A 26,323-nucleotide genomic window follows, 5' to 3' on the forward strand; every position below is an offset into this window, starting at 1 on the left:
TTGCAGGTCGCAGGCATGCCAGACTGTGATGGTTATGTCGTTTCACACACGGGAGGACCCCATGACGATTCGCGCAGTAGTGTTTGATTTCGGCGGTGTGTTGTTCGATTGGAACCCGCAACACCTGTACCGCAAGCTGATTGCCGATGATGATGAGCGGCAATGGTTTCTCGAGAATATCTGCACCCAGGCCTGGAACACCGAGCAGGACGCGGGTCGGCCGCTGGCCGAAGCCACGCACGTCCTGATCAATCAATTCCCCCACCACAAAACCCTGATCACGGCGTACTACGACCGCTGGCATGAAATGCTGCGTGGCCCGTTGCCCGAAGGCGTGGCGATTCTCAGGGCGCTGCATGCAGCCAACATGCCCTTGTTTGGGCTTACCAACTGGTCAGCCGAAACCTTTCCCTATGCCCGTGCCCACTATCCATTCCTGCAGTGTTTTCGCGACATCGTGGTGTCTGGCGAGTTGAAGCTGATCAAGCCCGATCCGGCGATCTACCACGCCAGCCTCAGTCAAGTTCGTGCCCATTTGCCGGATATCCAGCCAGGAGAAGTCGTATTTATCGATGATGTTGCCGGCAATATCGACGCGGCCATCGCCCTTGGCTGGCAAGGCATTCACCATGTGTCAGCCGAACAGACGGCGGCTCGGCTGCGTGAATTGGGTGTGGGCTTCTAGCGCGCCCATTTCTCCATGGCGAAATCGACAAAGGCGCGCAGCTTTGGCAGGCGATAGCGGTCCTGGCCATACAGCAAGTGCATGGGACGGCTGGGCAGTTGGTAAGTGGTCAGTAATGCCACCAACTTGCCGCTCTGCAGGTCGGGCTGTACCAGGGCGTCTGGCAGCATGACGATGCCCATGCCTTGCACTGCCGCTTGGCGCAGGGCTTGGGAGCTGTTGATGGTCAGCGAACCGGACACCGGGATTTCCACTTCGCCCTCTGCGCCGGTCATGCGCCAGAGCTTGTCGGCATTGCGCCAGTCGTCGGTGGATGGGTAGGCGAAGGCCAGGCAGTCGTGGTGCTGCAGGTCTACAGGCGTCTGTGGCGTGCCACGCCGTTCCAGGTATTGCGGTGAGGCGCACAGGGTGATGGTGTAGTCCTGCATGGGGCGGGCGATCAGGCTCGACGGCTCCAGTTCGCCCAGGCGGATCGCCACGTCAAAGCCGCTGTCGACCATGTCCATACGCTGATTGCTGAGCACCACGTACAGTTTGATCAGCGGGTAGCGTTGCGAGAATTCGCTCAAGGCCGGCGCCAGGCGTTCGGTGCCGAAGGCGGGTGGCGCGGTGATGCGCAGGGTGCCTTTGGGAACGTCACTGTGGGCCTGTTCTGCCAATTGTTCGGAGTCGGCGACCAGTCCCAGCACTTCCAGGCAGCGCTGGTAATACTGGCCACCGAATTCCGTCAGGCTCTGCTTGCGCGTGGTGCGCTTGAGCAGGCTGACGCCCAGGCGTTGCTCCAAGGCGCGCAAATGGTTACCGACCATGGTGGTCGACATCCCACAGGCCTGTGCCGCAGCGGTCATGCTGCCGGTCTCCACCACTTTCACGTACACCGACATTGCCTGGAACAGGTCCATTATCAATCCCTGATTTAAAGTCATTGCAGGAAAGCACAGTTTATCCAGCTGAGGTGGCTAACGATACTTCCATCACCACAACCGGAGCCTGCCACCATGACCGCCGCCTGCCTGATGACCACTTACCAACCCTTGGCCTTGAGTTTTACCCGTGGCCTGGGCACACGCCTATGGGATCAGCAGGGCCGTGAATACCTGGACGCGGTAGCGGGTGTGGCGGTGACCAATGTCGGCCACTCCCACCCGAAACTGGTGACGGCTATCAGCGAGCAAGCTGGCCTGTTGCTGCATACCTCCAACCTCTACAGCATTGATTGGCAGCAACGGCTGGCCCAGCGCTTGACGCAACTGTCCGGCCTGGACCGCGTTTTTTTCAACAACTCCGGCGCCGAAGCCAACGAGACCGCGCTGAAACTGGCGCGGTTGCATGGTTGGAAAAAAGGCATCGAAGAGCCGTTGGTGGTGGTCATGGAGAATGCCTTCCACGGCCGCACGCTTGGCACCATGGCCGCCAGTGACGGACCGTCGGTGCGCCTTGGTTTTCAGCGCTTGCCGGGGGATTTTCTCAAGGTCCGGTTTGGTGATCTGGCGGCCATCGAAGCGCTCACCAAAACGTTTGGTACGCGGATCGCGGCGGTCTTGCTGGAGCCGATCCAGGGCGAAAGCGGCGTGCTGCCGGCGCCGCCGGGTTACCTGCAAGCGCTGCGCGATCACTGCACGCGCCACGGTTGGCTGATGATGCTGGATGAAATCCAGACCGGCATCGGCCGTACCGGCGCCTGGTTTGCTTTCCAGCATGAAGGCATCCTGCCGGACGTGATGACCTTGGCCAAAGGCCTGGGCAACGGTGTGCCCATCGGCGCCTGCCTTGCAAGGGCGGGGGTGGCCCAGTTATTCACGCCGGGCAGCCACGGCAGCACTTTCGGCGGCAACCCGCTGGCGTGTCGCGTGGGCTGCACCGTGTTGGACATTATCGAAGAGCAAGGCCTGTTGCAGAACGCTGCGCAGCAGGGCGAGCGCTTGCTGGCGCGGTTGCGGATGGAATTGGACGAACACCCGCAGGTAATGGCGATTCGCGGGCAAGGCTTGATGATCGGCATCGAGCTGACCAGCCCTTACCGCGAACTGGCCCAGCGCGCTGCCCAGGAGCATGGGCTACTGATCAATGTGACGCGGGGTAAGGTCATTCGCCTGTTGCCGCCGTTGACCCTGGATGCCAAGGAGGTCGAAATGATCGTGCGAGCCATCACCCGTTTATTGGATCAGGCCCATTGAGCCATTCCTGGTTCATTGTCTCTTTATCCCCCAGATACTCCAGCAACCACGCCATGGCCGGGGACAGCTTGTTCTGTGCCCAGGCCACGCACGACGGGCTGGCGGGGAAGGGCCGGGTCAATTGCAGCGCCACCAGTTCACCGCGTTCGATCCACGGCAACACCTGATGCGCTGGCGCCATGCCGACGCACAGACCATCACGCAGGCAATCGATGGCGGACGCCCAGTTCGGCACCACCAGCCGACGCTGGTTATCCAGCGTCCAGGTGTCGCGCTTGGGGAGGTTGCGTGAAGTGTCGGTCATGCACAGTGATGCGAACGGGCGCAGTTGGTCATCGCTGAGCAGCCCTTGCACCGCCGCCAGTGGATGCTTGGCGCTGACCACACACAACCAGTTCAACAATCCCATGTCGCGAAAGGTGAAGTGACTGGCCACCGGCACCGCGCTGGTGGCGCCGATCACAATGTCGGTGCGCTCATCGGCCAGGGCGTCCCACACGCCGTTGTACACCTCGTATTCCAGCAACAATTCCACCTCGGGGAACTGTCGATAGAAATCCAGCACCAACTGCCGGCAACGCTGGGGTTTGACGATGGAGTCCACGGCCACCTTCAACTGACCGCTCCAACCGTTCGCCACTTGCTGACACAGACGCCGCGTGCCGAGCATCTTTTTCATCACGCCTCGGGCTTCGTCTATAAATAGACGGCCCGCCGGGGTCAGCTCTACGTCGCGATGGCGCCGCACAAACAGTGGCACTGCCAACCATTCTTCCAGTTGACGCACCGTGTAGCTGATGGCCGACGGCACGCGGTGCAATTCCTGGGCGGCAGCGCTGAAACTGCCATGGCGTGCCACCGCATCGACTACATCCAGGGAGTATTCAGACCACATGGTGACTGCCTTCAAAATTATTGATAAGAGTGTCCAATTATTATCGCTTCACACAAAATCTGTCAGCCTCATAATGGCCGCCAGTCAGCAAATAGTTTGATGGCAAGATCTACAAGGCTTCAATGAAAAATTCTTTTGGTTTTACCTGGTACCTGGCGGGGCTGAGCATGCTCGGTTATCTGGCCATGGATATGTACTTGCCGGCGTTCGGCGCCATGGGCGAGCAGTTGCAGATTGGCGCTGGCGCGGTGGGGGCCAGCTTGAGTATTTTCCTCGCCGGCTTTGCGCTGGGGCAGTTGCTGTGGGGCCCGTTGTCCGATCGCCTGGGGCGCAAGCCGATCTTGCTCGCAGGCTTGAGTCTGTTTGTGCTGGGCTGCGCCGGAATGTTCTGGGTCGAGACCGCGTCGCAGTTGCTGGCCTTGCGCTTTATGCAGGCCATTGGCGTGTGCTCCGCTGCTGTGAGCTGGCAGGCGCTGGTCATTGACCGCTACCCGGCCGACAAGGCTCACCGGGTGTTCGCCAGCATCATGCCGCTGATGTCGCTGTCGCCTGCCCTGGCGCCGCTGTTGGGCGCGATGGTGCTGAACCACTTCGGTTGGCAGGCGATCTTTGGGGTCTTGCTGGGCGTATCACTGCTGTTGCTGCTGCCGACCTTGTTCCTGCGCAGCGTGCCGAAACGGCAGGCAGAAACTCCGACACGCCTCGGTTATGGGCAGTTGCTCACCTCCCGGGTGTTCACCGGCAACGTGATGATCTTCGCTGCCTGCTCCGCCAGTTTCTTTGCCTGGCTGACGGCTTCGCCGTTCATCCTTGGCGACATGGGCTACAGCCCGAATGACATCGGCCTGAGTTACGTGTTGCCGACACTGGCGTTTCTGGTGGGCGGCTACAGCTGCCGCAGCGCCTTGCAGCGTTTCCAGGGCAAGACGTTGTTGCCTTGGTTACTGGCGGCCTACTGCATCAGCATGGTGGCGCTGTATCTGGTTGCGACCATGACCGTGCCGACCCTCACCACCTTGCTGATTCCGTTCTGTCTGATGGCGTTGGTCAACGGTGCGAGTTATCCGATCGTGGTGGCGAATGCACTGATGCCGTTTGCGGAAAATTCCGGCAAGGCGGCCGCGTTGCAAAACACCTTGCAACTGGGCCTGTGTTTTCTCAGCAGCCTGCTGGTGTCTTCGATGATCGACCAACCGCTGCTGATCACCGTGATCGTGATGCTGGCGACCGCGCCACTTGCGGTGTTGGGCTACTGGCTGGCGCGGCCGAAGCACACGGCTTCGAAGCTGTCGCGCGTTTAGGCTGACAGTGCGATCACTGTGAGAGGGGGCAAGCCCCTCCCACATTTTGACTCGGCTGGGTCAGTGGCTAAAACGTGATCTCCATATTCACCGTCGGTGTTGACGTGCGGCTACCCCGGCCGCCGTCTACACCGAATTTGTTGTGCCAGTACTCGTAACCCACGCCGAGGTACAGGTTCGGCTTTACGCTCTTACCCGGTCGTACCGCCACCATCAACGCGGTGCGCATCAAGGCTTCCGGCGCAGTGTCACGGCCATGGTAGTCCTCGCCTTTTTCCCCGACGTAATTGATAAAACCCTGGAATTTTGCCCCGTGGTTGGCGATTTCGAATGGGCGCATCCAGGTCAGGTTAAGCATGTAGGTGTCGTCGAAGGTGTGGTTCGACTCCTGCGCGCCGGGGATGCCGGTGTGATTCTTTTCCTTGTAGTACATCAGGCTCAGGTCCAGCACGCCCACGGTGTTGAACTTCAAGGTCGGGCCGAGCACCAGCGCACGCTTTTTGGCCGAGGCGAAGTTGTTGTTGCGGTTGGCATCAAAGCCCAAGGTCAGCGCGTAATCCTTGATCAGCCCGGTGCCCAGCGGCACATCAAATACGCGTGAGGCGTACAGCTGGTGCCGGTACACGGCGTACACCTCGCTGCCACCGTGATCAGTGCCCTTGCGCGGGTCGCGGCTGTCGGACAGGAACACGTCCAGGTTCAGGAAATTGCTGCCGTATTGGTAGCCGCTGGCGTGGGTGAAGCTGTAGATGCGCTTGCTGAATTCATCGGGGTTGTTCGGGTTGGTGAACTGCTGGCCGTAGCGAAAGCTTACGCTGTTGTTCATCCATTCCACCGCGACAGCCTCCCCGCCGCCGAGAAGGGTGAGTGCAACGGTGGCGCCCTGTAATACCTTTTTCATGGTCCTGGTCCTTTGGCGTTCTGGCTCATCACGGCCGGATTGTTTTTGTAACGCCGGCGGAGGGTATCTTGTTCGATTGATTGTATACAACTCTATGGACATCTAGTCCTAACATTGCATACAGTGGCCGCACAACAAAAACAGAGAACCCCTCACCATGACTATCCCGAAGGCGTCACCGCAGCGGCCAGAAGATGAGAATCTCGGCGTCGCCGCCAACATGGCTTACGGCCTGCAGCATGTGCTCACCATGTACGGCGGCATCGTCGCGGTACCGTTGATCGTCGGTCAGGCGGCCGGGTTGTCACCGGCAGATATTGGTCTGCTGATCGCCGCGTCGCTGTTCGCGGGTGGCTTGGCCACCCTGTTGCAAACCCTTGGCCTGCCGTTCTTTGGCTGTCAGTTGCCGCTGGTGCAGGGCGTGTCATTTGCCGGTGTGGCAACCATGGTGGCGATTGTCGGCAGCGACGGCGCTGGCGGGGTGCCGGCGATTCTTGGGGCGGTGATGGCCGCGTCGTTTATCGGGCTACTGATCACGCCCGTGTTCTCGCGGATTACCAAGTTCTTCCCGCCGTTGGTGACTGGCATCGTGATCACCACCATCGGCCTGACGCTGATGCCCGTGGCGGCACGCTGGGCCATGGGGGGTAACAGCCGCGCTGCGGATTTCGGCAGCATGCCCAATATCGGCCTGGCGGCGTTGACCTTGGTATTGGTGCTGCTATTGAGCAAGATTGGCAGCGCAACCATCTCGCGCCTGTCGATCCTGCTGGCGATGGTCATCGGCACGGTGATTGCGGTGTTCCTCGGCATGGCGGACTTTTCCGGCGTGACCCAGGGCCCGATGTTTGGTTTCCCTACGCCCTTCCATTTCGGCATGCCGACCTTCCACATCGCGGCGATCATTTCCATGTGCATCGTGGTGATGGTGACCCTGGTGGAAACCTCGGCCGACATCTTGGCCGTGGGCGAGATCATCGACACCAAAGTCGACTCCAAACGCCTCGGTAATGGCCTGCGCGCCGACATGCTGTCGAGTATGTTCGCGCCGATCTTCGGTTCGTTCACCCAGAGTGCGTTCGCCCAGAACGTCGGCCTGGTGGCGGTGACCGGGGTGAAGAGTCGCTTCGTGGTTGCCACCGGTGGCCTGTTCCTGGTGATCCTTGGCCTGCTGCCATTCATGGGGCGGGTGATCGCCGCGGTGCCCACCTCGGTGCTGGGCGGTGCCGGGATTGTGCTGTTCGGCACCGTGGCGGCCAGTGGTATTCGCACCCTGTCGAAAGTGGATTACCGCAACAACATGAACCTGATCATCGTCGCCACCTCCATCGGTTTTGGCATGATTCCGATTGCAGCGCCGAGTTTCTACGATCAATTCCCCAGCTGGTTTGCGACCATTTTCCACTCGGGCATCAGCTCGTCGGCGATCATGGCGATCCTGCTGAACCTGGCGTTTAACCACTTCACGGCGGGCAATTCGGATCAGCAGTCGGTGTTCGTAGCGGGGACCGAGCGCAGTTTGTGCTTCCACGATGTCGCGGCGTTGCGGGATGGAGATTACTTCAGGGGCGGCAAGTTGTTTGATGCCGAGGGCAAGGAGATTCCGCTGGTAGCGGAGGTGCCAAGGAAAGCTGCCCACGCTGAAACCACAGAGGTCTAAAAATGTGGGAGGGGGCTTGCTCCCGATAGCGATGGGTCAGTCACAAAAACAGTGGCTGACACACAGCGATCGGGAGCAAGCCCCCTCCCACATTTGGAACTCAACCAGCCTTGCGGACGGGGTGCGGCACTGAACAGGCCTCATCCAAAAACTTCACCACGGTCCCCATGCAGGCCTGGCGTTCTTCTACGTGGGGCATGTGGCTGGAGTCTTCGAACAGCGCCCAGCGTACATCCGCGATCTCATCCAGAAACGGCTTGACCACCAGTGGGGTGGCCTCGTCATGTCGGCCCGAGATCACCAGGGTCGGCACCTTGATCGCCGAGAGGCGGCCAATGGATTTCCAGTCCTTCAGACTGCCGATCACGTGGAACTCGGTCGGGCCGCTCATGGCGTGATAAACCGTAGGGTCTGAATCGACCTGGGCGAAAGTGCGCGCCACTTCCTCCGGCCAGGGGTTCACGCGGCATACGTGCTGGTCATAGAACACCCGCGAGGCGGCGAGGTATTCCGGGTCCTGATAGGTGCCAGCGGCTTCGTGCTTGAGCAGGGTTTCGTGCACGCCTTCCGGCAGCAATTGGCGCAGGCGATTGGCCTCGCTGACCCAAGTGCGCATGCAGGTCGGGGAGTTGGCCGGGATGAACGCGCGCAAACCCTTGGGTTGCAAGATTGCATGTTCACTGCCGAGCATGCCGCCCCAGGACTGGCCGAGGATCGCGTAGTTGTCGCTGATCTGCAGGTGATCCAGCAGGTTATCCAGTTCCTTGAGGAACAAGTCGACGGTCCAGAAGGACGGATCTTTCTCAGGCAAATGCGTGGAGCGGCCATTGCCCAGTTGGTCGTAGTGGATGACCGCGTGGCCGCTGGCTGCGACGTCCTTGAAGGCGTCGACATAATCATGGGTACAGCCGGGGCCGCCGTGGATGACGACCAGTGGTGTACGGCCGCTGGACAGGTCTCCAGTGACGCGATACCAGGTCTGGTAGGCGCCAAAGGCCGCATACCCTTCGCGGATTTTTTCGATGAATTCCATTTCGTACCCTGCTCTGAAAAAAGGCTCAGGGACACGATAGTCTGCGCGCGAAATTTAGGTAACTAGCAAAACAGCTAGGTTTTGCCGATGGATCAGTCTTCCAGCAGGCGGTAATGGGTAGCCCGAACCACCGCCTGGACTCGGTTTTTGGCGCCCAGCTTGTGCATCGCCGAAGCCAGGTGCAGCGTGACCACCGCCAGCGAACGGCTCAACTGCGTGGCGATTTCAGCAGCGGTCAGGCCTTCGGCGGCCCATTTCAGGCACTCGCGTTCGCGTTTGGTCAGGTGAATATGGGGGTAGGTGCGCAGTTCCTTGCTGAACAGCGGGTAGGCTGCTTCCTGCAACGCATGGGAAATCACACTGAAATCCGACAAAGTTTGCTGCGCGTCCTGCAACACCGTGTGCGCGCTACCGATACGCAGGCCGGTCAGCGAAGCAAAGCCACCACGGGGCAGGTGGATCGGTACGCTGACGCCGCAGGTCAGCTGCTGGTCATGCAGGTAGGATGAAACCGGCGCGTGGCACGGATCGATGATTTTTTGCAGTGGGGTGTCGGCCTTGGCTTCGTAGGACCATACGAAAGGCGATACCGTGCTCAGGGCCAGGTGTTGCACCGGGTCGATCTGGTAAAACCCTTTGCTGCACCATAATGCGTGCCAGTCGGGTGGTGTATTGCGCAGTTCCAGCACCGAGGGGGTGATCAATGCGCCGTCCTGGTCGATCGGCACGGGGGAGTAGTCGTACACCAGCGCATCGAAGCCTAACTGTTGAGCGAGGATAAACGCGTTGTCCATCTGCTCATCCAGGCTCCTGCCCGGCATCAGACGATTGTTGAAGGCAGTCAGCTTGGTCAGCATCCGTTCTGCTCCCGAATTCATTTGAATCTCGACATGCGGCAAGTAGAATGCCACGCCCCGGCGAAGGACTGCCAGGCCAAACCTATAAGAACTACTAGGTTATGGACGCGCGGCATCCTCGGTAGTGTTGGCCTGACAAGCGGCCGCTACTCGCCAGGCCGATACAACACAAGGAATGTATGCATGTGGCGTGAAATTGCCCCCGACCAGCAGTACAACGTGCAAGTCGACGGCCATAACCTCGTGGTCTACAGCTTTGGCGAAGGCGATGAGGTGCTGTTGTGCCTCAACGGCGGGCCAGGCCTGCCGTGTGACTACTTGCGCGACGCCCATGGCTGGCTCAAAGAGCATAACCTGCGAGTGGTTGCATTCGACCAGCTTGGCACGGGGGCATCAGCCAGACCGACCGATGTTTCCCTGTGGGAAATACGCCGTTATGTCGAAGAAGTCGAATCCGTGCGCCAGGCACTGGGGCTGGGCCGTGTGCACTTGCTCGGGCATTCATGGGGCGGCTGGCTGGGCATCGAATACGCCATCCATTATCCCGACGCGCTGAAAAGCCTGATCCTGGAAAACACTGTCGGCGACATTCCGCACCTGTCCCAGGAGCTGGAGCGCCTGCGCGGCGCCTTAGGCAGCGAAACCGTGGCCATGATGCAGCGCCATGAAGCCATGGGCACTCTCGATCACCCGCAGTACCAGGCCGCGATCACCTTGCTCAACTATCGCCACGTGTGCCGTCTGGACGAATGGCCCGAGCCGGTCAAACGCTCCCTCGGCGACTGGAACATGGGCCCCTACGAAACCATGCAGGGCCCTAACGAATTCCTCTATGTCGGCAACCTCAAGGACTGGAACCGCATCCCCGAGATGGCCGATTTCAAGATGCCGATCTTGATCACCACCGGCCAGCACGACGAACTCACCCCGGCCTGTGCCATGCGCATGAAGATGGCGGCCAGACACGCCGAACTGCACGTATTCCCCAACAGCAGCCATATGCCGTTCTACGAAGAACCCCAGGCGTATTTCCCGGTGCTGCTGGACTTTCTTGCTCGCCACCGAGGCTGACGGATGAACTTGGCGCGTTACCGTTTTGTGCTGTCCCGGCCGCTGCAATTGCTGCCGGTGCTGTTTGGCATCAGCCTGATTACCTTTGTGCTGGTGCGCTCGATCCCCGGCGACCCGGCGCGTGCGTTGCTCGGCTCGCGCAGCACACCGGACGCGTTGCTGAAAATCCGCGCCCAGTACGGCCTCGATCAGCCGTTGTGGCTGCAATATTTCTATTTTCTGAAGAACCTCCTGAAGGGCGACCTCGGTCAATCGCTGCTGTACAAGGTCGACGCGCTGAAGCTGATCGTCACCCGTATCGAGCCGACCCTGGTGCTGGTACTCGGCAGCGTGGTGCTGGCGCTGCTGATCGCGGTGCCCCTGGCAACCTGGGCTGCGCGCAATAAAGGCGGCTGGGCCGACAACCTGATCCGCGTATTCACCACGGTGGGCCTGGGCATGCCGGCGTTCTGGCTGGGCTTGATGCTGATCCTGCTGCTGAGTGTGAAATGGGGCTTGTTCCCGGTGTCCGGCTACGGTCGCACCTGGCTGGACAAGGCACACCATATGGTCCTGCCGTGCCTGACTATTGCCCTGGCGCTGTCGGCAGTACTGGTGCGCAACCTGCGGGCGAGCATGTTGATGGAGTTGCAGGCGGACCATGTTACCGCCGCCCGTGCGCGCGGACTTTCCGAAGCCGCCGTGTTTCGCCGCCATGTGTTGCCCAATTCCCTGGTGCCAGCGGTCAACCTGCTGGCAGTGAATATTGGCTGGCTGATCAGCGGCACAGTGGTCATCGAAAGCCTGTTCGCCATTCCTGGCATTGGTCAGTTATTGGTGCGCGGCATTTTTACCCGCGACTACATGGTGGTGCAGGGCGTGGCCATGGTGTTGGCCTGCGCGACGGTGGTGGTCAACTTCATCGCGGATGTGGCGACGGTGGCCCTCGACCCGCGGGTGAAAATGCAATGAGCAGCCGCCCGTTGATTGCCCCATGGCGCTTGCGCCTGCGCTTTGGTTTTCGCAATGGCCGGCTGACGGCCGCGTGGGGGCTATTGATACTGTTGGTGTGGTTGACCCTTGCGCTGTTTGCGCCATGGATCGCGCCTTTTGATCCGATTGCACAGAACACCGATATCAGTTTGATCGGTCCCAGCCTGGCCCATCCATTCGGCACCGATAACTACGGTCGCGACATTCTGTCCAGGGTCATCTGGGGCGCACGTATTGACCTGCAGCTGGCCATCATCGGGGTCATTTTCCCCTTCATGATCGGCACCTTTATGGGCGCGGTCTCGGGTTACATCGGCGGTCGTTTCGACAGTTTCTGCATGCGTGTGATCGATGTGATCCTGGCGTTCCCGTTCCTGGTGCTGATGCTGGCGATCATGGCCATCCTCGGCCCGGGCCTGAAGAGCTTTTACATCGCCATGGCGCTGGTGGGTTGGGTCTCGTATGCGAGGCTGATCCGTTCGCAGATCCTGGTGCTCAAGGAAAGCGACTTTGCCCTGGCCGCCAAGAGCCTGGGTTTTGGTCATGGGCGCATCCTGTTCCGGCATTTGCTGCCGAATGCGATGTTTGGCTCGATTGTGTTTTCCATGTCCGATGCGGTGTTGGTGCTGCTCAACGGTGCCGCCGTGAGCTACCTGGGCCTTGGGGTGCAACCGCCGACCGCCGAATGGGGGACGATGGTCGCCGAAGGGCAGGCGTTTATTACCACGGCCTGGTGGATCTGCACCTTTCCGGGGTTAGCCATCGTGACCCTGGCCATGGGTTTCAGCCTGTTGGCTGATGGTGTGGCGCAAGTGTTAGGGGATCGGTCATGAGTCTGCTTCAGGTACGAGACCTCAGCGTAATCGCCAATAACGCGGGGCGCGATGTCACCTTGGTCGACCGCGTCTCCTTCGACCTGGCCGAAGGCGAAATCCTTGGTTTGGTGGGCGAAAGCGGCTCGGGCAAGACCATGGCCTGCCGAGGCCTGATGCGGCTGCTGCCGTCGCCTGATCTGCGCGTGCAGGGCGGTGCCGTGTGCCTGGCCGGTCAGGATCTGCTGTCACTGGATGACGCCGGCATGCGTGCGATACGCGGCGGGCAATTGGGCATGATTTTCCAGAACCCCAGCAGCCATCTCGACCCGCTGATGCGCATCGGCGAGCAGATCGCCGAGGGTATTCGCCTGCACCAGGGCGCGTCGAAAAAAGACGCCCGACGACACGCCATCGACGTACTGCGCCAAGTGGGTATTCCCGATCCACAGGCGCGCGTCGACAACTATCCTCACGAGTTTTCCGGCGGCATGCGCCAGCGCGCCATGATCGCCGTGGCCTTGGGCTGCAACCCAAGGGTACTGATCGCCGACGAGCCGACCACCGCCCTGGATGTGACCGTCCAGGCGCAAATCCTGCGTCTGTTGTTGGACCTGCGCGACCAGCGTGGCTTGTCGATCATCATGATCACCCACGACTTGGGCGTGGTGGCGCAAACCTGCGATTCCATCGCGGTGATGTACGCGGGGCGCCTGTGCGAACACGGCAGTAAGTACGACCTGCTGGCCCATCCGCAACATCCGTACACCGCTGGCCTGATTGACTGCCAGCCGGCCCACAGCAGTGGCCACGCCTTGTTGCGCACCATTCCCGGCCAGCCGCCGTTGCTGGATGCCTTGCCCGGCGGCTGCCGCTTCAATCCGCGCTGCCCGCAGGTCGGTGCCTTATGTACCGAGGTGCTGCCAGAAGGTGCCCGCGTAGCCTGTCACTATCCGCTGGGAGCGCGACCATGAGCCTGTTGCAGATCAAGGACCTGGAGGTGCGCTTTGCGGCGTCCGGCAGCGGTTTTTTTGGCCTGAACACGCAGTGGGTGAGGGCGGTGAACGGTGTGTCGCTGAACCTGGCGGCCGGCGAAACCCTCGGGTTGGTGGGCGAGTCCGGCAGCGGTAAAAGCACCCTTGGCCGGGCGATCCTGCACCTCAACCCGATCAGCGCCGGGCAGGTGTTGTTCGATGGCATCGACATGGCCCATGGCAGCGCGATCGACATCGCGCGTTTGCGCCATGAAACGGCGATGATCTTTCAGGATCCCTACGCCGCGTTGAACCCGCGCCAGACCATCGGCGAAACCATCGCCGAGGTGCTTCGGGTGCAGCGCAAAGTCCCCGCAGAGCGCATCCCGGCGCGCGTCAACGAACTGCTTGAGCTGGTCGGCTTGCGCCCCGAACTGGCCAGTCGAAAACCCGGCTCCCTCAGTGGCGGTCAATGCCAGCGCGTCGGCATTGCTCGCGCCTTGGCGGTGGAACCGCGCCTGATCATCGCCGATGAGTGCGTGGCCGCGCTGGATGTGTCGATCCAGGGGCAGATCATCAATCTGCTGTTGGAACTGCAACAGCGCATGAACCTGGCCATCCTGTTTATCGCCCATGACTTGGCCATCGTGCGGCGCCTGTGCGACCGCGTGGCGGTGATGTACTTGGGCAAGATTGTCGAGGAAGGACCTGTTGAAGCAGTGTTCAGCGCGCCGCGCCATCCCTATACGGCGGCGTTGATCCAGGCGATTCCGGAGATCGATCCGCATCGGCCATTGCCTGCAGAACCTTTGCCCGGTGAGCCACCGAGCCCACTGAATTTGCCCACCGGCTGTGCCTTTCATCCACGTTGCCGGTATGCGCGCGCCATGTGTTCCGTGGCGTCGCCGCCTACTCATTTCCTGCACGAGCATCGATACAGTTGCGTGCTTGAATCACCTTTGGTTTGACCCTTTCCTGCCATTCATGAACAAGGAGTTATGACATGCAATCCCGTCACTTGAAGTTGCTCGCCGCCGCTACGCTTACGGCTTGGTCGCTGACCGCTGGTTTGGCCCAGGCCGCTGGCGTCCTGACTATTGGCTGCCGTGAAGACAGCACCACGTTCGACCCGATCAAAAGCGCGCAAAACCGCGACACGTGGGTGTTCGCCAACGTCTACGACACCCTGGTGCGCGTGGATAACCTGGGCACCAAGATGGAACCGGGCCTGGCCGAAAGCTGGGAGATTTCCAAGGATGGCCTGACTTACACCTTCAAACTGCGCGATGCGAAATTCTCTGACGGCTCGCCGATCACCGCTGAAGATGCGGCGTTCAGCCTGCTGCGCATCCGCGATAACAAAGCCTCGCTGTGGGCGGACCCTTTCAACCTGATCAACACGGCCAACGCCGCCGACCCGAAAACCCTGGTCGTCACCTTGAAGACGCCTGCCGTGGCGTTCCTCTCGCAACTGGCCTCCCCGACGGTTTCGATCCTGTCGGAAAAAGCCATGACCAAGATGGGCGAAGACGCCTACTCGGAAAACCCGGTGACATCCGGCGCGTTTACCGTGGAGGAGTGGCGCAAGGGCGATCGGGTGATCCTGAAGAAGAACCCGAACTTCTGGCAGGCCAAGAATGTGAGCCTGGATGGCGTGGAGTGGGTCTCGGTGACCGACGACAACACGCGCATGCGCATGGTGCAGAACAACGAGCTGGACACGGCGATCTTCGTGCCGTTCTCCCGGGTTGAAGAGCTGAAGAAAGACAAGAACGTGGTGATCCACGCCGACCCTTCCACCCGTGAAGATCACCTGTTGATCAACCACGCCCATGGCCTGCTGGCCAAGCCGGAAGTCCGTCAGGCGCTGGACATGGCCATCGACAAACAATCGCTGGTCAAGACCGCCACCTACGGTCAGGGCACCGTGGCCTATTCCTACATTCCAAAAGGTTCGCTGTACCACTACGCCAACAACCTGCAACGCCCGTACGACCCGGCCGAAGCCAAGAAATTACTGGCTGCTGCCGGTGCCAAGGACTTGAAGCTGAACTACGTGGTCAACGCCGGCAATGAGGCTGACGAGCAGATCGCGGTGATCATCAAGGACCAGTTGGCTAAAGTCGGCGTCACCGCCAACCTGCAGAAGGTCGACCCGACTCAAAGTTGGCAGATGCTGGTGGACGGTGAGTACGATATTTCCGTGATGTACTGGACCAACGACATCCTCGACCCGGACCAGAAGACCACCTTTGTGCTGGGCCACGACACCAACCAGAACTACATGACCCGCTACAAGAACGACAAGGTCAAGGACCTGGTGGCTGCGGCGCGGATTGAGGCGGACCCGGTCAAGCGTGAGCAGATGTATGTGGAGCTGCAAAAACTGGCGAAACAGGATGTGAACTGGATCGACTTGTACTACAGCCCCTACATCAACATCTCACGCAAGAACGTGAGCAATTTCCTGCAAAACCCGCTGGGGCGCTTCACCCTTGAGGAAGTGGTGAAGAACTAAGTAAACCCAATGTGGGGCGAGACCTGTGATGAGCGGGCTTGCCCCGCGCTGGGCTGCGAAGCAGCCCCAGTACAGCCAGCGCGATCTGACAGAGAGATCGCGCTGGCAGGTTTTGGTGCCGCTTCGCAGTCCCGCGCGGGGCAAGCCCGCTCACTACAAAAGCCAACTCACACAGCGAGTTGGGTGTCAGATGTTACTGCGCATCAAACGCCTGCCCATTGATGCCGGCACTGTCCGGCCCCATCAGGTACAGGTACACCGGCATGATCTCTTCCGGCGCGGGCCTTTCCATCGGGTTCTCCCCCGGATACGCCTGGGCCCGCATGCTGGTACGAGTGCCGCCAGGGTTGATGCTGTTGGCCCGCACCGCTGCCACATCTTCAAGCTCATCCGCCAAGGTCTGCATCAAGCCTTCAGTGGCAAACTTCGACACCCCATAAGCGCCCCAATACGCGCGGCCCTTGCGCCCTACGCTGCTGGAGGTGAACACCACCGACGCATCCTGGGACAGCTTGAGCAGCGGCAACAAGGTGCTGGTGAGCATGAACATTGCGTTGACGTTGATGTGCATCACCCGCATGAAGTTCTCACCGGAGAGCTGCTCGATGGGCGTGCGCGGGCCGATGATCGAGGCGTTGTGCAGCAGGCCGTCGAGGTGGCCGAATTCTTTTTCGATCATGGCTGCCAGCTCATCGTATTGATGGGGCAGGGCGGTCTCCAGGTTGAATGGGATCACCACTGGCTGCGGGTTGCCGGCCGCTTCGATTTCGTCGTAGACCTGGGCCAGATTGGCTTCGGTTTTGCCTAACAACAGCACGGTAGCGCCATGGGCGGCATAGGTTTTTGCCGCCGCCGCGCCAATCCCGCGACCGGCGCCGGTCACCAGGATGACCCGGTCTTTGAGCAGTTCTGGACGTGCAGAGTAATCAAACATAAAAAGCCTCGACAGAATTCAGCAGGTTACAAACAGCGAGCTGGAAAACACTGGAGATCCCCTGTGGGAGGGGCTTGCCCCCGATAGTGGTGTATCAGTCAACAAATGCAGTGACTGACACACTGCAATCGGGGGCAAGTCGAATCGTCGAACCGCCCCTCCCACATTTGGATCTTTATCAATCACTAAGGCCGGTGAGCCATTAGCAACTGCACAGCGCGTTATCCAGCACCTTGCGCAGTTCCAGTGGGTGATCCACCACTACATCTGCGCCCCAGTGGCGTGGGTTGTCGTCCGGGTGGATATAGCCGTAGCTGACCGCCGCCGTGCGCGTGCCGGCATCGCGGCCGGACTCGATGTCGCGCAGGTCATCGCCCACGAACAACACGCTGGCCGGGTCCAGACCGAGCATCTTGCACGCCAGGATCATCGGTTCCGGGTCCGGCTTGCTGTTTGTCACGTGGTCCGGGCAGATCAGCAGAGCCGAACGCTCGGCCAGGCCCAACTGCTGCATGATCGGTTCGGCGAAGCGTAACGGCTTGTTGGTGACGACGCCCCAGACCAGCTTGGCCTTCTCGATGTCTTCCAGAAGCTCGGCCATGCCGTCGAACAGCTTGCTGTGCACCGCGCAGTCCTTCAGGTAGCGCTCCAGGAATTCCTGGCGCAGTTCCTCAAAGCCCGGTGACTCCGGGTCCATCGAGAAAGTCACGGCGACCATCGCCCGCGCACCGCCGGAAATTTCATCGCGAATATGCTGCGGGTTGATCGGCGCCAGGTCGCGGTCGGCGCGCATGGCCTGGCAGATGGCGATGAAGTCCGGCGCGGTGTCCAGCAAGGTACCGTCCATATCGAAGAGAACCGCTCGCAACTTCACAGGCTTACTCCTCGCGCAGGGTCTGGATCATGTAGTTGACGTCAACGTCGCTGGCCAGTTTGTAGTGCTTGGTCAGCGGGTTGTAGGTCAGGCCGATGATGTCCTTGACGGTCAGCCCGGCCTGGCGGCTCCAGGCGCCCAGTTCGGACGGGCGGATGAATTTCTTGAAGTCATGGGTGCCGCGCGGCAGCAGCTTCATGATGTATTCGGCGCCAATGATCGCGAACAGGTAGGCCTTGGGGTTGCGGTTGATGGTGGAGAAGAACACCTGGCCGCCGGGCTTGACCATGCGGAAGCAGGCGCGGATCACCGAGGAGGGATCCGGTACGTGCTCAAGCATCTCAAGGCAGGTGACCACGTCGAACTGCTCGGGCATCTCTTCAGCCAGGTCTTCGGCTGTGATCTGGCGGTATTCCACGTTCACGCCGGACTCCAACTGGTGCAGTTGTGCCACGGCCAGCGGCGCTTCACCCATGTCGATCCCCATCACCGTGGCGCCGCGCTGGGCCATGGCTTCGCTGAGGATGCCGCCGCCGCAGCCGACGTCCAGCACCTTCTTGCCGGCCAGGTTGACGCGTTCGTCAATCCAGTTGACCCGCAGCGGGTTGATGTCGTGGAGGGGTTTGAACTCGCTTTCGCGGTCCCACCAGCGGTGGGCCAAGGCTTCAAACTTGGCGATTTCTGCGTGGTCGACGTTGCTCATGGTGAATCCTCTAAATCTGATAAATCGGTTTGTCGGTCCTGAACACTAAGGTTCAGAGCCAGCGTTATTCGGTGTGCCCGCTGATGCGTTTTCCCCAGGCAATGGCCGTGGCGATCAACTGTTGTTCATCCATGCGGGTGAGTTGCCGATCGTCGAGCAACTGCTTGCCGGCGACCCAAAGGTGTTTCACGCAATCGCGCCCGGTGGCATATATAAGCTGTGAGACCGGATCGTAGATCGGTTGTTGCGCCAGCCCTGTGAGATCGAAGGCGACCATATCCGCCGCCTTGCCCACTTCCAGGGAGCCAATCTCGCTTTCCAGGCCCATGGCCCGCGCACCGTTGAGCGTAGCCATACGCAATGCACGGTGCGCGTCCAGCGCGGTGGCCGAGCCGGCGACGGCCTTGGCCAGCATCGCAGCGGTGCGGGTTTCGCCCAACAGGTCCAGGTCATTGTTGCTGGCGGCGCCATCGGTGCCGATGGCCACATTGACCCCAGCCTGCCACAGACGCTCCACCGGGCAGAAGCCGCTGGCCAGTTTAAGGTTGGATTCCGGGCAATGGATAACGCTGGTGTTGCTTTCTACCAGCAAAGCCAGGTCGTCCTCGCTGATTTGAGTCATATGAACGGCCTGGAAGCGCGGCCCCAGTAATCCGAGGCGGCCCAAGCGTGCCAGCGGGCGTTCGCCGGTCTGTTCGACGGCTTGCTGTACCTCGAAGGCGGTTTCGTGCACGTGCATATGGATCGCGGCGTCCAGCTCTTCGGCGATCACCCGAATCTTTTCAAGGTTGGCATCGCACACGGTATAGGGCGCGTGGGGGCCGAACGTAATCTTGATGCGCGGGTGGTGCTTGAGGTCGCCGAACAGCTCGATGCCCTGGCGGATCGCCTCATCGGCGGTACTGGCGCCGGGAATCGGGAAGTCGAGGATCGGAATCGCGATCTGTGCACGCATGCCGCTGTTGTGCACGCAATCGCTGGCGACCTTGGGGTAGAAGTACATGTCGGAGAAGCAAGTGATGCCGCCCTTGAGTTGCTCGGCGATGGCCAGGTCGGTGCCATCACGCACGAAGGCTTCATCGACCCACTTGGCTTCGGCGGGCCAGATGTGTTTTTCCAGCCAGGTCATCAAGGGCAGGTCATCGGCCAGGCCGCGAAACAGGCTCATCGCCGCGTGCCCGTGGGCGTTGATCAGGCCTGGGCTGAGCAGCATCCCCGGCAGTTCGCGCACCTCAGTGGCTGACAGCTTCAAGGCAGCGGCCCGCGGCCCGATAAAGGCAATGCGCCCATCGCGGATGCCCACGCCATGTTCCTTGAGCACCACGCCAGCAGGTTCGACAGGTACCAGCCAGGTTGGCAGTAGCAGTAAGTCGAGCGGGGCGGCAGTGGAGGTCATCGCAGGCTTCTTCCCGGGCAGCTATAAAAGAAGCGCGAAGTATACCCGAGCGTCCTGGCTGGCGGATCGCTATAATCGGCGGCTTTTGTTCATGAGTGCGGAGTAAGGGATGCGCGACCGACTGTTGGCAGCGGAGAAAGTGAAGGCCATCGATTGGCGTGATGGCACGCTGCACCTGCTCGATCAGCGTGCCTTGCCGTCCCAGGAAAACTGGGTGGCCTGCTCCACGGTCGACGACGTGGCTGCCGCCATTCGCGCCATGGTGGTGCGTGGTGCGCCGGCCATCGGTATCAGTGCGGCCTATGGCCTGGTACTGGCCGCCCGTGATCGTATCGCCGAGGGCGAAGACTGGCAGGCTGCGTGGGAGGAGGATTACGCACTGCTGGCAGATACTCGTCCCACTGCGTCGAACCTGTTCTGGGCCCTCAAGCGCATGCGCGATCGCCTGGATCGCATCAAGATGCACGCCGATCCGCTGGCAGTCCTGGAAGCAGAGGCCATCGCGATCCATGAAAGTGACCGCGAAGCCAACCTTGTGATGGCGCAGTTGGGCGTTGAGCGGATTCGCAAGCACCAGGGTAACGCTCAGGCGATCCTGACCCATGGCAATGCCGGCGCGTTGGCGACGGGCGGTGTCGGCACGGCCCTCGGGGTTGTGCGTGCGGCCTTCTTGGAGGGCTTGGTTGAACACGTCTATGCCAATGAAACCCGGCCCTGGCTGCAAGGTTCGCGGCTGACGGCCTGGGAGTTGGCGGGTGAGGGCATCCCTGTCACGGTCAATGCCGACTCGGCGGGCGCGCATATCCTCAAGACCAAAGGCGTGACCTGGGTGATCGTCGGGGCTGACTGTATTGCGGCCAATGGAGATGTGGTCAGCACGATCGGCACGTACCAGTTGGCCGTGTGTGCCATGCATCACGGCGTGCGGTTTATGGTGGTGGCGCCGAGTTCGACTTTGGATCTGATGATGGCCACTGGCGAAGATGTTGCGTTGGAAGAGCGCGATCCCGGTGAGCTGCTGGAGGTCAACGGGAAGCGGCTGGAGGTTAATGCGTTTAACCCGGTATTTGATGTGACTCCGGCCGACCTGATTGATGTGATTGTGACTGAGAAGGGCGTGGTTGAGCGGCCGGATACGGCGAAATTGGCCAAGCTGATGTGCCGTAAGCGGCTGCATTGAGGGCTGCGGTGTCTGTGAAATGGCTACCGGGGGCAAGCCCCTCCCACACTTGAATGGCGAACACAGTCAAAATGTATGAGGGGGCTTGCCCCCGATTGGCCCTGAAAGTCAATGAAACCCTCGGATCCGCCCTCAAAAAAAAGCACCACCCCATCTCTGAGCCCCTCTCGTCCCCCTCAAGCCTGTCATCCGTCAAATTACTAGTCTCCATGCGCATCAGGGGGATAGGTGCGTGGCGGCGATTGTGATAACATCCGGCGGTTTCCAGGGCCGCCCCGAGGGGTTGCCTATAACGTGCAGATCCGTGTCATAACTCGTTGATTTGTCGTAAGTCGTTGTCAGGCACTCTGTCGGCAGCGGCGAGCTTCGTTCGTCCCATATGGATGTGACGAGGTTTCACCCGAAAAAGGAATCAGGCTTCTCATGGGCGAACTGGCCAAAGAAATCCTCCCGGTCAATATCGAAGACGAGCTGAAACAGTCCTACCTCGACTACGCGATGAGCGTAATTGTCGGTCGGGCACTGCCTGATGCGCGCGATGGCTTGAAGCCCGTGCACCGGCGTGTGCTGTTCGCGATGAGCGAGCTGGGTAACGACTGGAACAAGCCGTACAAGAAATCTGCCCGTGTTGTCGGTGACGTGATCGGTAAGTATCACCCTCACGGCGACACTGCGGTGTACGACACCATCGTACGTATGGCCCAGCCGTTTTCCCTGCGCTACCTGCTGGTAGACGGCCAGGGTAACTTCGGTTCCGTCGACGGCGACAACGCCGCTGCCATGCGATACACCGAAGTGCGCATGACCAAGCTGGCGCATGAGCTGCTGGCTGACCTGCACAAAGAAACCGTGGACTGGGTGCCGAACTACGACGGCACCGAAATGATCCCGGCTGTCATGCCTACCCGGATCCCCAACCTGCTGGTCAACGGTTCCAGCGGTATCGCCGTGGGCATGGCGACCAACATCCCGCCGCACAACCTCGGTGAAGTCATCGACGGTTGCCTGGCCCTCATCGACAACCCTGAGCTGACCGTCGATGAGTTGATGCAGTACATCCCGGGTCCGGACTTCCCGACCGCCGCGATCATCAACGGTCGCGCCGGCATCATCGAAGCCTACCGCACCGGCCGTGGCCGCATTTACATGCGCGCCCGCTCAATGATCGAAGACATCGACAAGGTCGGTGGCCGTCAGCAAATCGTCATCACCGAGCTCCCTTACCAGTTGAACAAGGCGCGTCTGATCGAAAAGATCGCCGAGCTGGTTAAAGAGAAGAAACTCGAAGGCATCACTGAGCTGCGCGACGAATCCGACAAAGACGGTATGCGCGTAGTGATCGAGCTGCGTCGTGGCGAAGTGCCTGAGGTGATCCTCAACAACCTCTACGCCCAGACCCAGCTGCAAAGCGTGTTTGGTATCAACGTGGTTGCCCTGATCGACGGCCGCCCGCGCATCCTGAACCTCAAGGATCTTCTGGAAGCCTTCGTGCGTCACCGTCGCGAAGTAGTGACCCGCCGTACCGTATTCGAACTGCGCAAGGCCCGCGAGCGTGGCCACATTCTGGAAGGCCAGGCGGTTGCGCTGTCGAACATCGACCCGGTTATCGCCCTGATCAAAGCCTCGCCGACACCATCGGAAGCGAAAGAAGCGCTGATCAAGATGCCGTGGGAATCCAGCGCCGTCGTGGCGATGGTTGAACGTGCCGGTGCTGACTCGTGCCGCCCGGAGACACTGGACCCGCAATACGGTCTGCGTGACGGCAAGTACTTCCTGTCGCCGGAACAGGCCCAGGCTATCCTGGAACTGCGCCTGCACCGTCTGACCGGCCTTGAGCACGAGAAGCTGCTGGCCGAGTACCAGGAAATTCTCAACCAGATCGGCGAGTTGATCCGCATCCTCAACAGCGCCGTGCGCCTGATGGAAGTGATCCGCGAAGAACTGGAAGTAATCCGCGCCGAATACGGCGACGTGCGCCGCACCGAAATCCTCGATGCCCGTCTCGATCTGACCCTGGGTGACATGATCCCGGAAGAAGAACGCGTGGTTACGATCTCCCACGGCGGCTATGCCAAGACCCAGCCATTGGCTGCTTACCAGGCCCAGCGTCGCGGCGGTAAAGGTAAATCGGCTACTGGCGTGAAGGATGAGGACTACATCGCTCACCTGCTGGTCGCCAACAGCCACACCACGCTGCTGCTGTTCTCCAGCAAGGGCAAGGTGTACTGGCTCAAAACCTACGAAATTCCGGAAGCGTCCCGCGCCGCCCGTGGTCGTCCGCTGGTCAACCTGCTGCCACTGGACAGTGATGAATACATCACCACCATGCTGCCGGTAGACGAATACACCGAAGGTCACTTCATCTTCATGGCAACTGCCAAAGGCACCGTGAAGAAGACCCCGCTCGAATCCTTCAGCCGCCAGCGCAGCGTGGGCCTGATCGCCCTGGAACTGGACGAAGGAGACGTATTGATCAGCGCGGCCATCACCGACGGCGAGCGTGAAGTCATGCTGTTCTCCGACGGCGGCAAGGTTACGCGCTTCAAGGAATCCGACGTTCGCGCCATGGGCCGTACCGCCCGCGGTGTGCGCGGCATGCGTCTGCCGGAAGGGCAGAAGCTGATTTCGATGCTGATCCCGGAAGAAGGCAGCCAGATCCTCACCGCTTCGGCGCGTGGTTATGGCAAGCGTACGGCCATCGGCGAGTTCCCGGAGTACAAACGTGGTGGCCAGGGCGTTATTGCCATGGTCAGCAACGATCGCAACGGCCGTCTGGTCGGCGCGGTACAGGTGCTCGACGGCGAGGAGATCATGCTGATTTCCGACCAGGGCACCCTGGTACGTACCCGTGTGGCTGAAGTGTCGAGCCTGGGTCGCAACACCCAAGGCGTGACGCTCATCAAGCTGGCCAGCGACGAGACACTGGTAGGCCTGGAGCGTGTCCAGGAACCATCGGAAGTTGAAGGCGAAGAGCTGGACGAGGCCGATGCCGAGTTCGCAGGTGAGGTCATGGCGAGTGGCGATGATATCGTCGACGAGCCAACCCTCGATGCTGCCGCAGACGAAGAAGAACCGCAGGAATAAGCGGACACAAAGGGGGCGGATGAAGATTCGCCCCCTTGTTGTTTGTCCCTTGTGAAATATTGAAATCCCGATTTATTGCACCACCCCACCAGATCAGAGTGAGATTGGATGTGAGCAAGAGAGCCTATAACTTCTGTGCCGGTCCCGCGGCGCTTCCTGAAGCAGTCCTGCAGCGTGCGCAGGGTGAACTCCTCGACTGGCATGGAAAAGGCCTCTCTGTGATGGAAATGAGCCATCGCAGCGATGAGTTCGTATCCATTGCTACCAAGGCCGAGCAGGATCTGCGCGACTTGCTGGACATTCCATCCAATTACAAAGTGCTGTTCCTGCAGGGTGGCGCGAGCCAGCAGTTCGCCCAGATCCCGCTGAACCTGCTGCCGGAAGACGGCACTGCCGACTACATCGACACCGGTATCTGGGGGCAGAAGGCTATTGAAGAGGCCTCGCGCTACGGTCACGTCAACGTTGCCGGCACCGCCAAGCCCTACGACTACTTCGCCATCCCAGGTCAGAACGAATGGAAGCTGTCGAAGGATGCGGCCTACGTGCACTACGTCGCGAACGAAACCATTGGCGGCCTGGAGTTCGACTGGGTGCCGGAAGTCGGCGACGTTCCGCTGGTGTGCGACATGTCCTCGGACATCCTCTCGCGGCCTATCGATGTGTCCAAGTACGGCATGATCTATGCCGGCGCGCAGAAGAACATCGGTCCAAGTGGCATCCTGGTTAACATCGTTCGTGAAGACCTGCTGGGCCGCGCCCGTTCGCTGTGCCCGACCATGCTCAACTACAAGGTCGCAGCCGACAACGGATCGATGTACAACACCCCGCCGGCGTTCTCCTGGTACCTGTCCGGCCTGGTATTCGAGTGGCTGAAAGAGCAGGGCGGTGTCGCCGCCATGGGCAAGCTCAACGAAGAGAAGAAGCGCACCCTGTACGACTTCATTGACGCCAGCGGCCTGTATAGCAACCCCATCAATCCAAGCGACCGCTCGTGGATGAACGTGCCGTTCCGCCTGGCTGACGACCGTCTGGACAAACCATTCCTGGCCGGTGCCGACGCGCGCGGCCTGTTGAACCTCAAGGGCCACCGTTCGGTGGGTGGCATGCGCGCCTCCATCTATAACGCTGTCGACATCCACGCGATCAATGCGCTGGTTGCCTACATGGCAGAGTTCGAAAAGGAACACGGCTAATGTCTGAACAAGAGCTCAAGGCCCTGCGTGTACGCATTGACAGCCTGGATGAGAAAGTCCTGGAGCTGATCAGTGAACGTGCGCGGTGCGCCCAGGAAGTGGCACGGGTGAAGATGGCGTCCCTCGCTGAAGGCGAAGTGCCGGTGTTCTATCGCCCCGAGCGTGAAGCTCAGGTGCTCAAACGCGTGATGGAGCGTAACAAGGGGCCGCTGGGCAACGAAGAGATGGCGCGGTTGTTCCGTGAAATCATGTCGTCGTGCCTGGCGCTTGAGCAGCCGCTGAAGGTTGCTTATCTCGGTCCTGAGGGTACGTTTACCCAGGCGGCGGCCATGAAGCACTTCGGCCACGCTGTGATCAGTAAGCCGATGGCGGCCATCGACGAAGTGTTCCGTGAAGTGGCGGCCGGTGCGGTGAATTTTGGCGTGGTGCCAGTGGAAAACTCCACTGAAGGCGCGGTCAACCACACCCTGGACAGCTTCCTTGAGCACGACATGGTGATCTGCGGCGAAGTCGAGCTGCGTATCCACCATCACCTGCTGGTGGGCGAGAACACCAAGACCGACAGCATCAGCCGCATCTATTCCCACGCCCAGTCCCTGGCCCAGTGCCGAAAGTGGCTGGATGCCCATTACCCGAATGTCGAGCGCGTGGCGGTATCCAGCAACGCCGAAGCGGCCAAGCGTGTCAAAGGTGAGTGGAACTCGGCGGCGATTGCCGGTGATATGGCCGCAGGTCTTTATGGCTTGACGCGTCTAGCCGAAAAAATCGAGGACCGTCCGGACAACTCCACGCGCTTCCTGATGATCGGCAGCCAGGAAGTGCCGCCGACCGGCGACGACAAGACCTCGATCATCGTCTCGATGAGCAACAAGCCTGGCGCGCTGCATGAACTGCTGGTGCCGTTTCACGACAACGGGATTGACCTGACGCGCATCGAGACTCGTCCTTCGCGCAGCGGTAAATGGACGTACGTGTTCTTTATCGATTTCATCGGCCATCACCGCGACCCGCTGGTCAAAGGTGTGCTGGAGAAAATCAGTCAAGAGGCCGTGGCGCTCAAGGTGCTGGGCTCTTACCCGAAAGCGGTTTTGTGAGGCGTT

At 60.5% G+C, this 26,323-nt stretch carries 23 protein-coding genes; 14 read left to right on the plus strand and 9 right to left on the minus strand.

The genetic code is table 11. The annotated features are described in order from the left end of the window. The first annotated feature begins 61 nt into the window (after nt 1–61). Nucleotides 62–685, plus strand: coding sequence for an HAD family phosphatase (locus CKW32_RS04620; protein ID WP_095184180.1), 624 nt, complete (start codon nt 62–64; stop codon nt 683–685). Here the strand turns inward: CKW32_RS04620 and CKW32_RS04625 are convergent. Further along, nucleotides 682–1,587, minus strand: coding sequence for a LysR family transcriptional regulator (locus CKW32_RS04625; RefSeq protein ID WP_095184181.1), 906 nt, complete (start codon nt 1,585–1,587; stop codon nt 682–684). The genes CKW32_RS04620 and CKW32_RS04625 overlap by 4 nt on opposite strands. Nucleotides 1,588–1,683: 96 nt before the next feature. Here CKW32_RS04625 and CKW32_RS04630 point away from each other — a divergent pair, with 96 nt between their 5' ends. Further along, entirely contained in the window at nt 1,684–2,862 is a 1,179-nt protein-coding gene (locus CKW32_RS04630; RefSeq protein ID WP_095184182.1) for an acetylornithine transaminase, read from the plus strand. Here the strand turns inward: CKW32_RS04630 and punR are convergent. Beyond that, complete coding sequence (gene punR / locus CKW32_RS04635; protein WP_095184183.1) at nt 2,834–3,757, minus strand: DNA-binding transcriptional activator PunR; 924 nt, start codon at nt 3,755–3,757, stop codon at nt 2,834–2,836. The genes CKW32_RS04630 and punR overlap by 29 nt on opposite strands. Nucleotides 3,758–3,879: 122 nt before the next feature. Here punR and punC point away from each other — a divergent pair, with 122 nt between their 5' ends. After that, nucleotides 3,880–5,058, plus strand: coding sequence for a purine nucleoside transporter PunC (gene punC, locus CKW32_RS04640; RefSeq protein ID WP_032888880.1), 1,179 nt, complete (start codon nt 3,880–3,882; stop codon nt 5,056–5,058). A 67-nt stretch (nt 5,059–5,125) separates the two neighbouring features. On the opposite strand, the gene CKW32_RS04645 is transcribed toward punC, so the two are convergent. After that, the gene (locus tag CKW32_RS04645; protein WP_095184184.1) at nt 5,126–5,959 is read right to left on the minus strand and encodes a nucleoside-binding protein; all 834 of its coding nucleotides are present in this window, start codon (nt 5,957–5,959) and stop codon (nt 5,126–5,128) included. Between the two features lie 157 nt (nt 5,960–6,116). Between CKW32_RS04645 and CKW32_RS04650 the strand changes: the two genes are divergently transcribed. Then, on the plus strand, nt 6,117–7,619 hold the full coding sequence (locus tag CKW32_RS04650; protein WP_032888883.1) for a nucleobase:cation symporter-2 family protein: 1,503 nt from the start codon (nt 6,117–6,119) through the stop codon (nt 7,617–7,619). A gap of 100 nt (nt 7,620–7,719) precedes the next feature. Here the strand turns inward: CKW32_RS04650 and CKW32_RS04655 are convergent, their stop codons facing one another. After that, on the minus strand, nt 7,720–8,652 hold the full coding sequence (locus CKW32_RS04655; RefSeq protein WP_032888886.1) for a proline iminopeptidase-family hydrolase: 933 nt from the start codon (nt 8,650–8,652) through the stop codon (nt 7,720–7,722). 92 nt (nt 8,653–8,744) lie between these two features. Further along, entirely contained in the window at nt 8,745–9,509 is a 765-nt protein-coding gene (locus CKW32_RS04660) for a LuxR family transcriptional regulator (RefSeq protein WP_032888888.1), read from the minus strand. 183 nt (nt 9,510–9,692) lie between these two features. Here CKW32_RS04660 and CKW32_RS04665 point away from each other — a divergent pair, with 183 nt between their 5' ends. Genes CKW32_RS04665 through CKW32_RS04690 form a run of 6 tightly spaced genes read left to right on the plus strand, consistent with a single transcriptional unit; the run spans nt 9,693 to nt 15,856 of the window. Next, nucleotides 9,693–10,580, plus strand: a complete 888-nt coding sequence (locus tag CKW32_RS04665) for a proline iminopeptidase-family hydrolase (RefSeq protein WP_095184185.1) — start codon at nt 9,693–9,695, stop codon at nt 10,578–10,580. A 3-nt stretch (nt 10,581–10,583) separates the two neighbouring features. Then, entirely contained in the window at nt 10,584–11,531 is a 948-nt protein-coding gene (locus CKW32_RS04670) for an ABC transporter permease (protein WP_032888892.1), read from the plus strand. Beyond that, a complete protein-coding gene (locus CKW32_RS04675) occupies nt 11,528–12,385 on the plus strand; it encodes an ABC transporter permease (RefSeq protein ID WP_032888893.1) in 858 nt (285 codons plus the stop codon). Before CKW32_RS04670 ends, CKW32_RS04675 begins: the two co-directional genes overlap by 4 nt. Further along, on the plus strand, nt 12,382–13,338 hold the full coding sequence (locus tag CKW32_RS04680; RefSeq protein ID WP_032888895.1) for an ABC transporter ATP-binding protein: 957 nt from the start codon (nt 12,382–12,384) through the stop codon (nt 13,336–13,338). Before CKW32_RS04675 ends, CKW32_RS04680 begins: the two co-directional genes overlap by 4 nt. Beyond that, complete coding sequence (locus tag CKW32_RS04685; protein WP_095184186.1) at nt 13,335–14,306, plus strand: ABC transporter ATP-binding protein; 972 nt, start codon at nt 13,335–13,337, stop codon at nt 14,304–14,306. The genes CKW32_RS04680 and CKW32_RS04685 overlap by 4 nt, the downstream gene beginning before the upstream one ends. 35 nt (nt 14,307–14,341) lie before the next feature. After that, nucleotides 14,342–15,856 (plus strand): ABC transporter substrate-binding protein, encoded by a 1,515-nt coding sequence (locus tag CKW32_RS04690; RefSeq protein ID WP_095184187.1) that lies wholly within the window; start codon nt 14,342–14,344, stop codon nt 15,854–15,856. A 193-nt stretch (nt 15,857–16,049) separates the two neighbouring features. Here the strand turns inward: CKW32_RS04690 and CKW32_RS04695 are convergent, their stop codons facing one another. The 4 genes from CKW32_RS04695 to CKW32_RS04710 form a co-directional block, all read right to left on the minus strand. Continuing rightward, nucleotides 16,050–16,790 (minus strand): YciK family oxidoreductase, encoded by a 741-nt coding sequence (locus CKW32_RS04695; protein WP_032888901.1) that lies wholly within the window; start codon nt 16,788–16,790, stop codon nt 16,050–16,052. Between the two features lie 202 nt (nt 16,791–16,992). Then, nucleotides 16,993–17,664, minus strand: a complete 672-nt coding sequence (mupP, locus tag CKW32_RS04700) for an N-acetylmuramic acid 6-phosphate phosphatase MupP (protein WP_032888903.1) — start codon at nt 17,662–17,664, stop codon at nt 16,993–16,995. 4 nt (nt 17,665–17,668) lie between these two features. Then, the gene (gene ubiG, locus CKW32_RS04705; protein ID WP_017734479.1) at nt 17,669–18,367 is read right to left on the minus strand and encodes a bifunctional 2-polyprenyl-6-hydroxyphenol methylase/3-demethylubiquinol 3-O-methyltransferase UbiG; all 699 of its coding nucleotides are present in this window, start codon (nt 18,365–18,367) and stop codon (nt 17,669–17,671) included. A gap of 64 nt (nt 18,368–18,431) precedes the next feature. Beyond that, nucleotides 18,432–19,763, minus strand: coding sequence for a TRZ/ATZ family hydrolase (locus tag CKW32_RS04710; protein WP_095184188.1), 1,332 nt, complete (start codon nt 19,761–19,763; stop codon nt 18,432–18,434). Nucleotides 19,764–19,872: 109 nt separating this feature from the next. Between CKW32_RS04710 and mtnA the strand changes: the two genes are divergently transcribed. The 4 genes from mtnA (at nt 19,873) to pheA (ending at nt 26,317) form a co-directional block, all read left to right on the plus strand. Beyond that, entirely contained in the window at nt 19,873–20,943 is a 1,071-nt protein-coding gene (mtnA, locus tag CKW32_RS04715; protein WP_095184189.1) for an S-methyl-5-thioribose-1-phosphate isomerase, read from the plus strand. Nucleotides 20,944–21,366: 423 nt separating this feature from the next. Further along, nucleotides 21,367–24,027 (plus strand): DNA gyrase subunit A, encoded by a 2,661-nt coding sequence (gyrA, locus tag CKW32_RS04720; RefSeq protein ID WP_095184190.1) that lies wholly within the window; start codon nt 21,367–21,369, stop codon nt 24,025–24,027. Between the two features lie 110 nt (nt 24,028–24,137). Further along, the gene (serC, locus tag CKW32_RS04725) at nt 24,138–25,223 is read left to right on the plus strand and encodes a 3-phosphoserine/phosphohydroxythreonine transaminase (protein WP_095184191.1); all 1,086 of its coding nucleotides are present in this window, start codon (nt 24,138–24,140) and stop codon (nt 25,221–25,223) included. After that, nucleotides 25,223–26,317 carry a prephenate dehydratase gene (gene pheA, locus CKW32_RS04730; RefSeq protein ID WP_003172650.1) on the plus strand — a complete coding sequence of 365 codons (1,095 nt, stop codon included), beginning with the start codon at nt 25,223–25,225 and terminating at the stop codon, nt 26,315–26,317. The genes serC and pheA overlap by 1 nt, the downstream gene beginning before the upstream one ends. The last annotated feature ends 6 nt before the right edge of the window (nt 26,318–26,323 follow it).

The sequence above is a fragment of the Pseudomonas sp. Irchel 3H9 genome (assembly GCF_900187495.1).
In the GTDB taxonomy this organism is placed as follows: domain Bacteria; phylum Pseudomonadota; class Gammaproteobacteria; order Pseudomonadales; family Pseudomonadaceae; genus Aquipseudomonas; species Aquipseudomonas sivasensis.

What these genes read in the sequence shown, in the direction of transcription:
- CKW32_RS04620 (WP_095184180.1), top strand. Translation starts at nt 62, where the DNA reads ATGACGATTCGCGCAGTAGTGTTTGATTTCGGCGGTGTGTTGTTCGAT.
- CKW32_RS04660 (WP_032888888.1), bottom strand. Translation starts at nt 9,509, where the DNA reads ATGCTGACCAAGCTGACTGCCTTCAACAATCGTCTGATGCCGGGCAGG.
- CKW32_RS04670 (WP_032888892.1), top strand. Translation starts at nt 10,584, where the DNA reads ATGAACTTGGCGCGTTACCGTTTTGTGCTGTCCCGGCCGCTGCAATTG.
- punC (WP_032888880.1), top strand. Translation starts at nt 3,880, where the DNA reads ATGAAAAATTCTTTTGGTTTTACCTGGTACCTGGCGGGGCTGAGCATG.
- CKW32_RS04680 (WP_032888895.1), top strand. Translation starts at nt 12,382, where the DNA reads ATGAGTCTGCTTCAGGTACGAGACCTCAGCGTAATCGCCAATAACGCG.
- pheA (WP_003172650.1), top strand. Translation starts at nt 25,223, where the DNA reads ATGTCTGAACAAGAGCTCAAGGCCCTGCGTGTACGCATTGACAGCCTG.
- CKW32_RS04675 (WP_032888893.1), top strand. Translation starts at nt 11,528, where the DNA reads ATGAGCAGCCGCCCGTTGATTGCCCCATGGCGCTTGCGCCTGCGCTTT.
- gyrA (WP_095184190.1), top strand. Translation starts at nt 21,367, where the DNA reads ATGGGCGAACTGGCCAAAGAAATCCTCCCGGTCAATATCGAAGACGAG.
- CKW32_RS04630 (WP_095184182.1), top strand. Translation starts at nt 1,684, where the DNA reads ATGACCGCCGCCTGCCTGATGACCACTTACCAACCCTTGGCCTTGAGT.
- CKW32_RS04690 (WP_095184187.1), top strand. Translation starts at nt 14,342, where the DNA reads ATGCAATCCCGTCACTTGAAGTTGCTCGCCGCCGCTACGCTTACGGCT.
- CKW32_RS04665 (WP_095184185.1), top strand. Translation starts at nt 9,693, where the DNA reads ATGTGGCGTGAAATTGCCCCCGACCAGCAGTACAACGTGCAAGTCGAC.
- ubiG (WP_017734479.1), bottom strand. Translation starts at nt 18,367, where the DNA reads ATGAGCAACGTCGACCACGCAGAAATCGCCAAGTTTGAAGCCTTGGCC.
- mtnA (WP_095184189.1), top strand. Translation starts at nt 19,873, where the DNA reads ATGCGCGACCGACTGTTGGCAGCGGAGAAAGTGAAGGCCATCGATTGG.
- CKW32_RS04655 (WP_032888886.1), bottom strand. Translation starts at nt 8,652, where the DNA reads ATGGAATTCATCGAAAAAATCCGCGAAGGGTATGCGGCCTTTGGCGCC.
- CKW32_RS04685 (WP_095184186.1), top strand. Translation starts at nt 13,335, where the DNA reads ATGAGCCTGTTGCAGATCAAGGACCTGGAGGTGCGCTTTGCGGCGTCC.
- CKW32_RS04625 (WP_095184181.1), bottom strand. Translation starts at nt 1,587, where the DNA reads ATGGACCTGTTCCAGGCAATGTCGGTGTACGTGAAAGTGGTGGAGACC.
- punR (WP_095184183.1), bottom strand. Translation starts at nt 3,757, where the DNA reads ATGTGGTCTGAATACTCCCTGGATGTAGTCGATGCGGTGGCACGCCAT.
- CKW32_RS04650 (WP_032888883.1), top strand. Translation starts at nt 6,117, where the DNA reads ATGACTATCCCGAAGGCGTCACCGCAGCGGCCAGAAGATGAGAATCTC.
- CKW32_RS04710 (WP_095184188.1), bottom strand. Translation starts at nt 19,763, where the DNA reads ATGACCTCCACTGCCGCCCCGCTCGACTTACTGCTACTGCCAACCTGG.
- CKW32_RS04645 (WP_095184184.1), bottom strand. Translation starts at nt 5,959, where the DNA reads ATGAAAAAGGTATTACAGGGCGCCACCGTTGCACTCACCCTTCTCGGC.
- CKW32_RS04695 (WP_032888901.1), bottom strand. Translation starts at nt 16,790, where the DNA reads ATGTTTGATTACTCTGCACGTCCAGAACTGCTCAAAGACCGGGTCATC.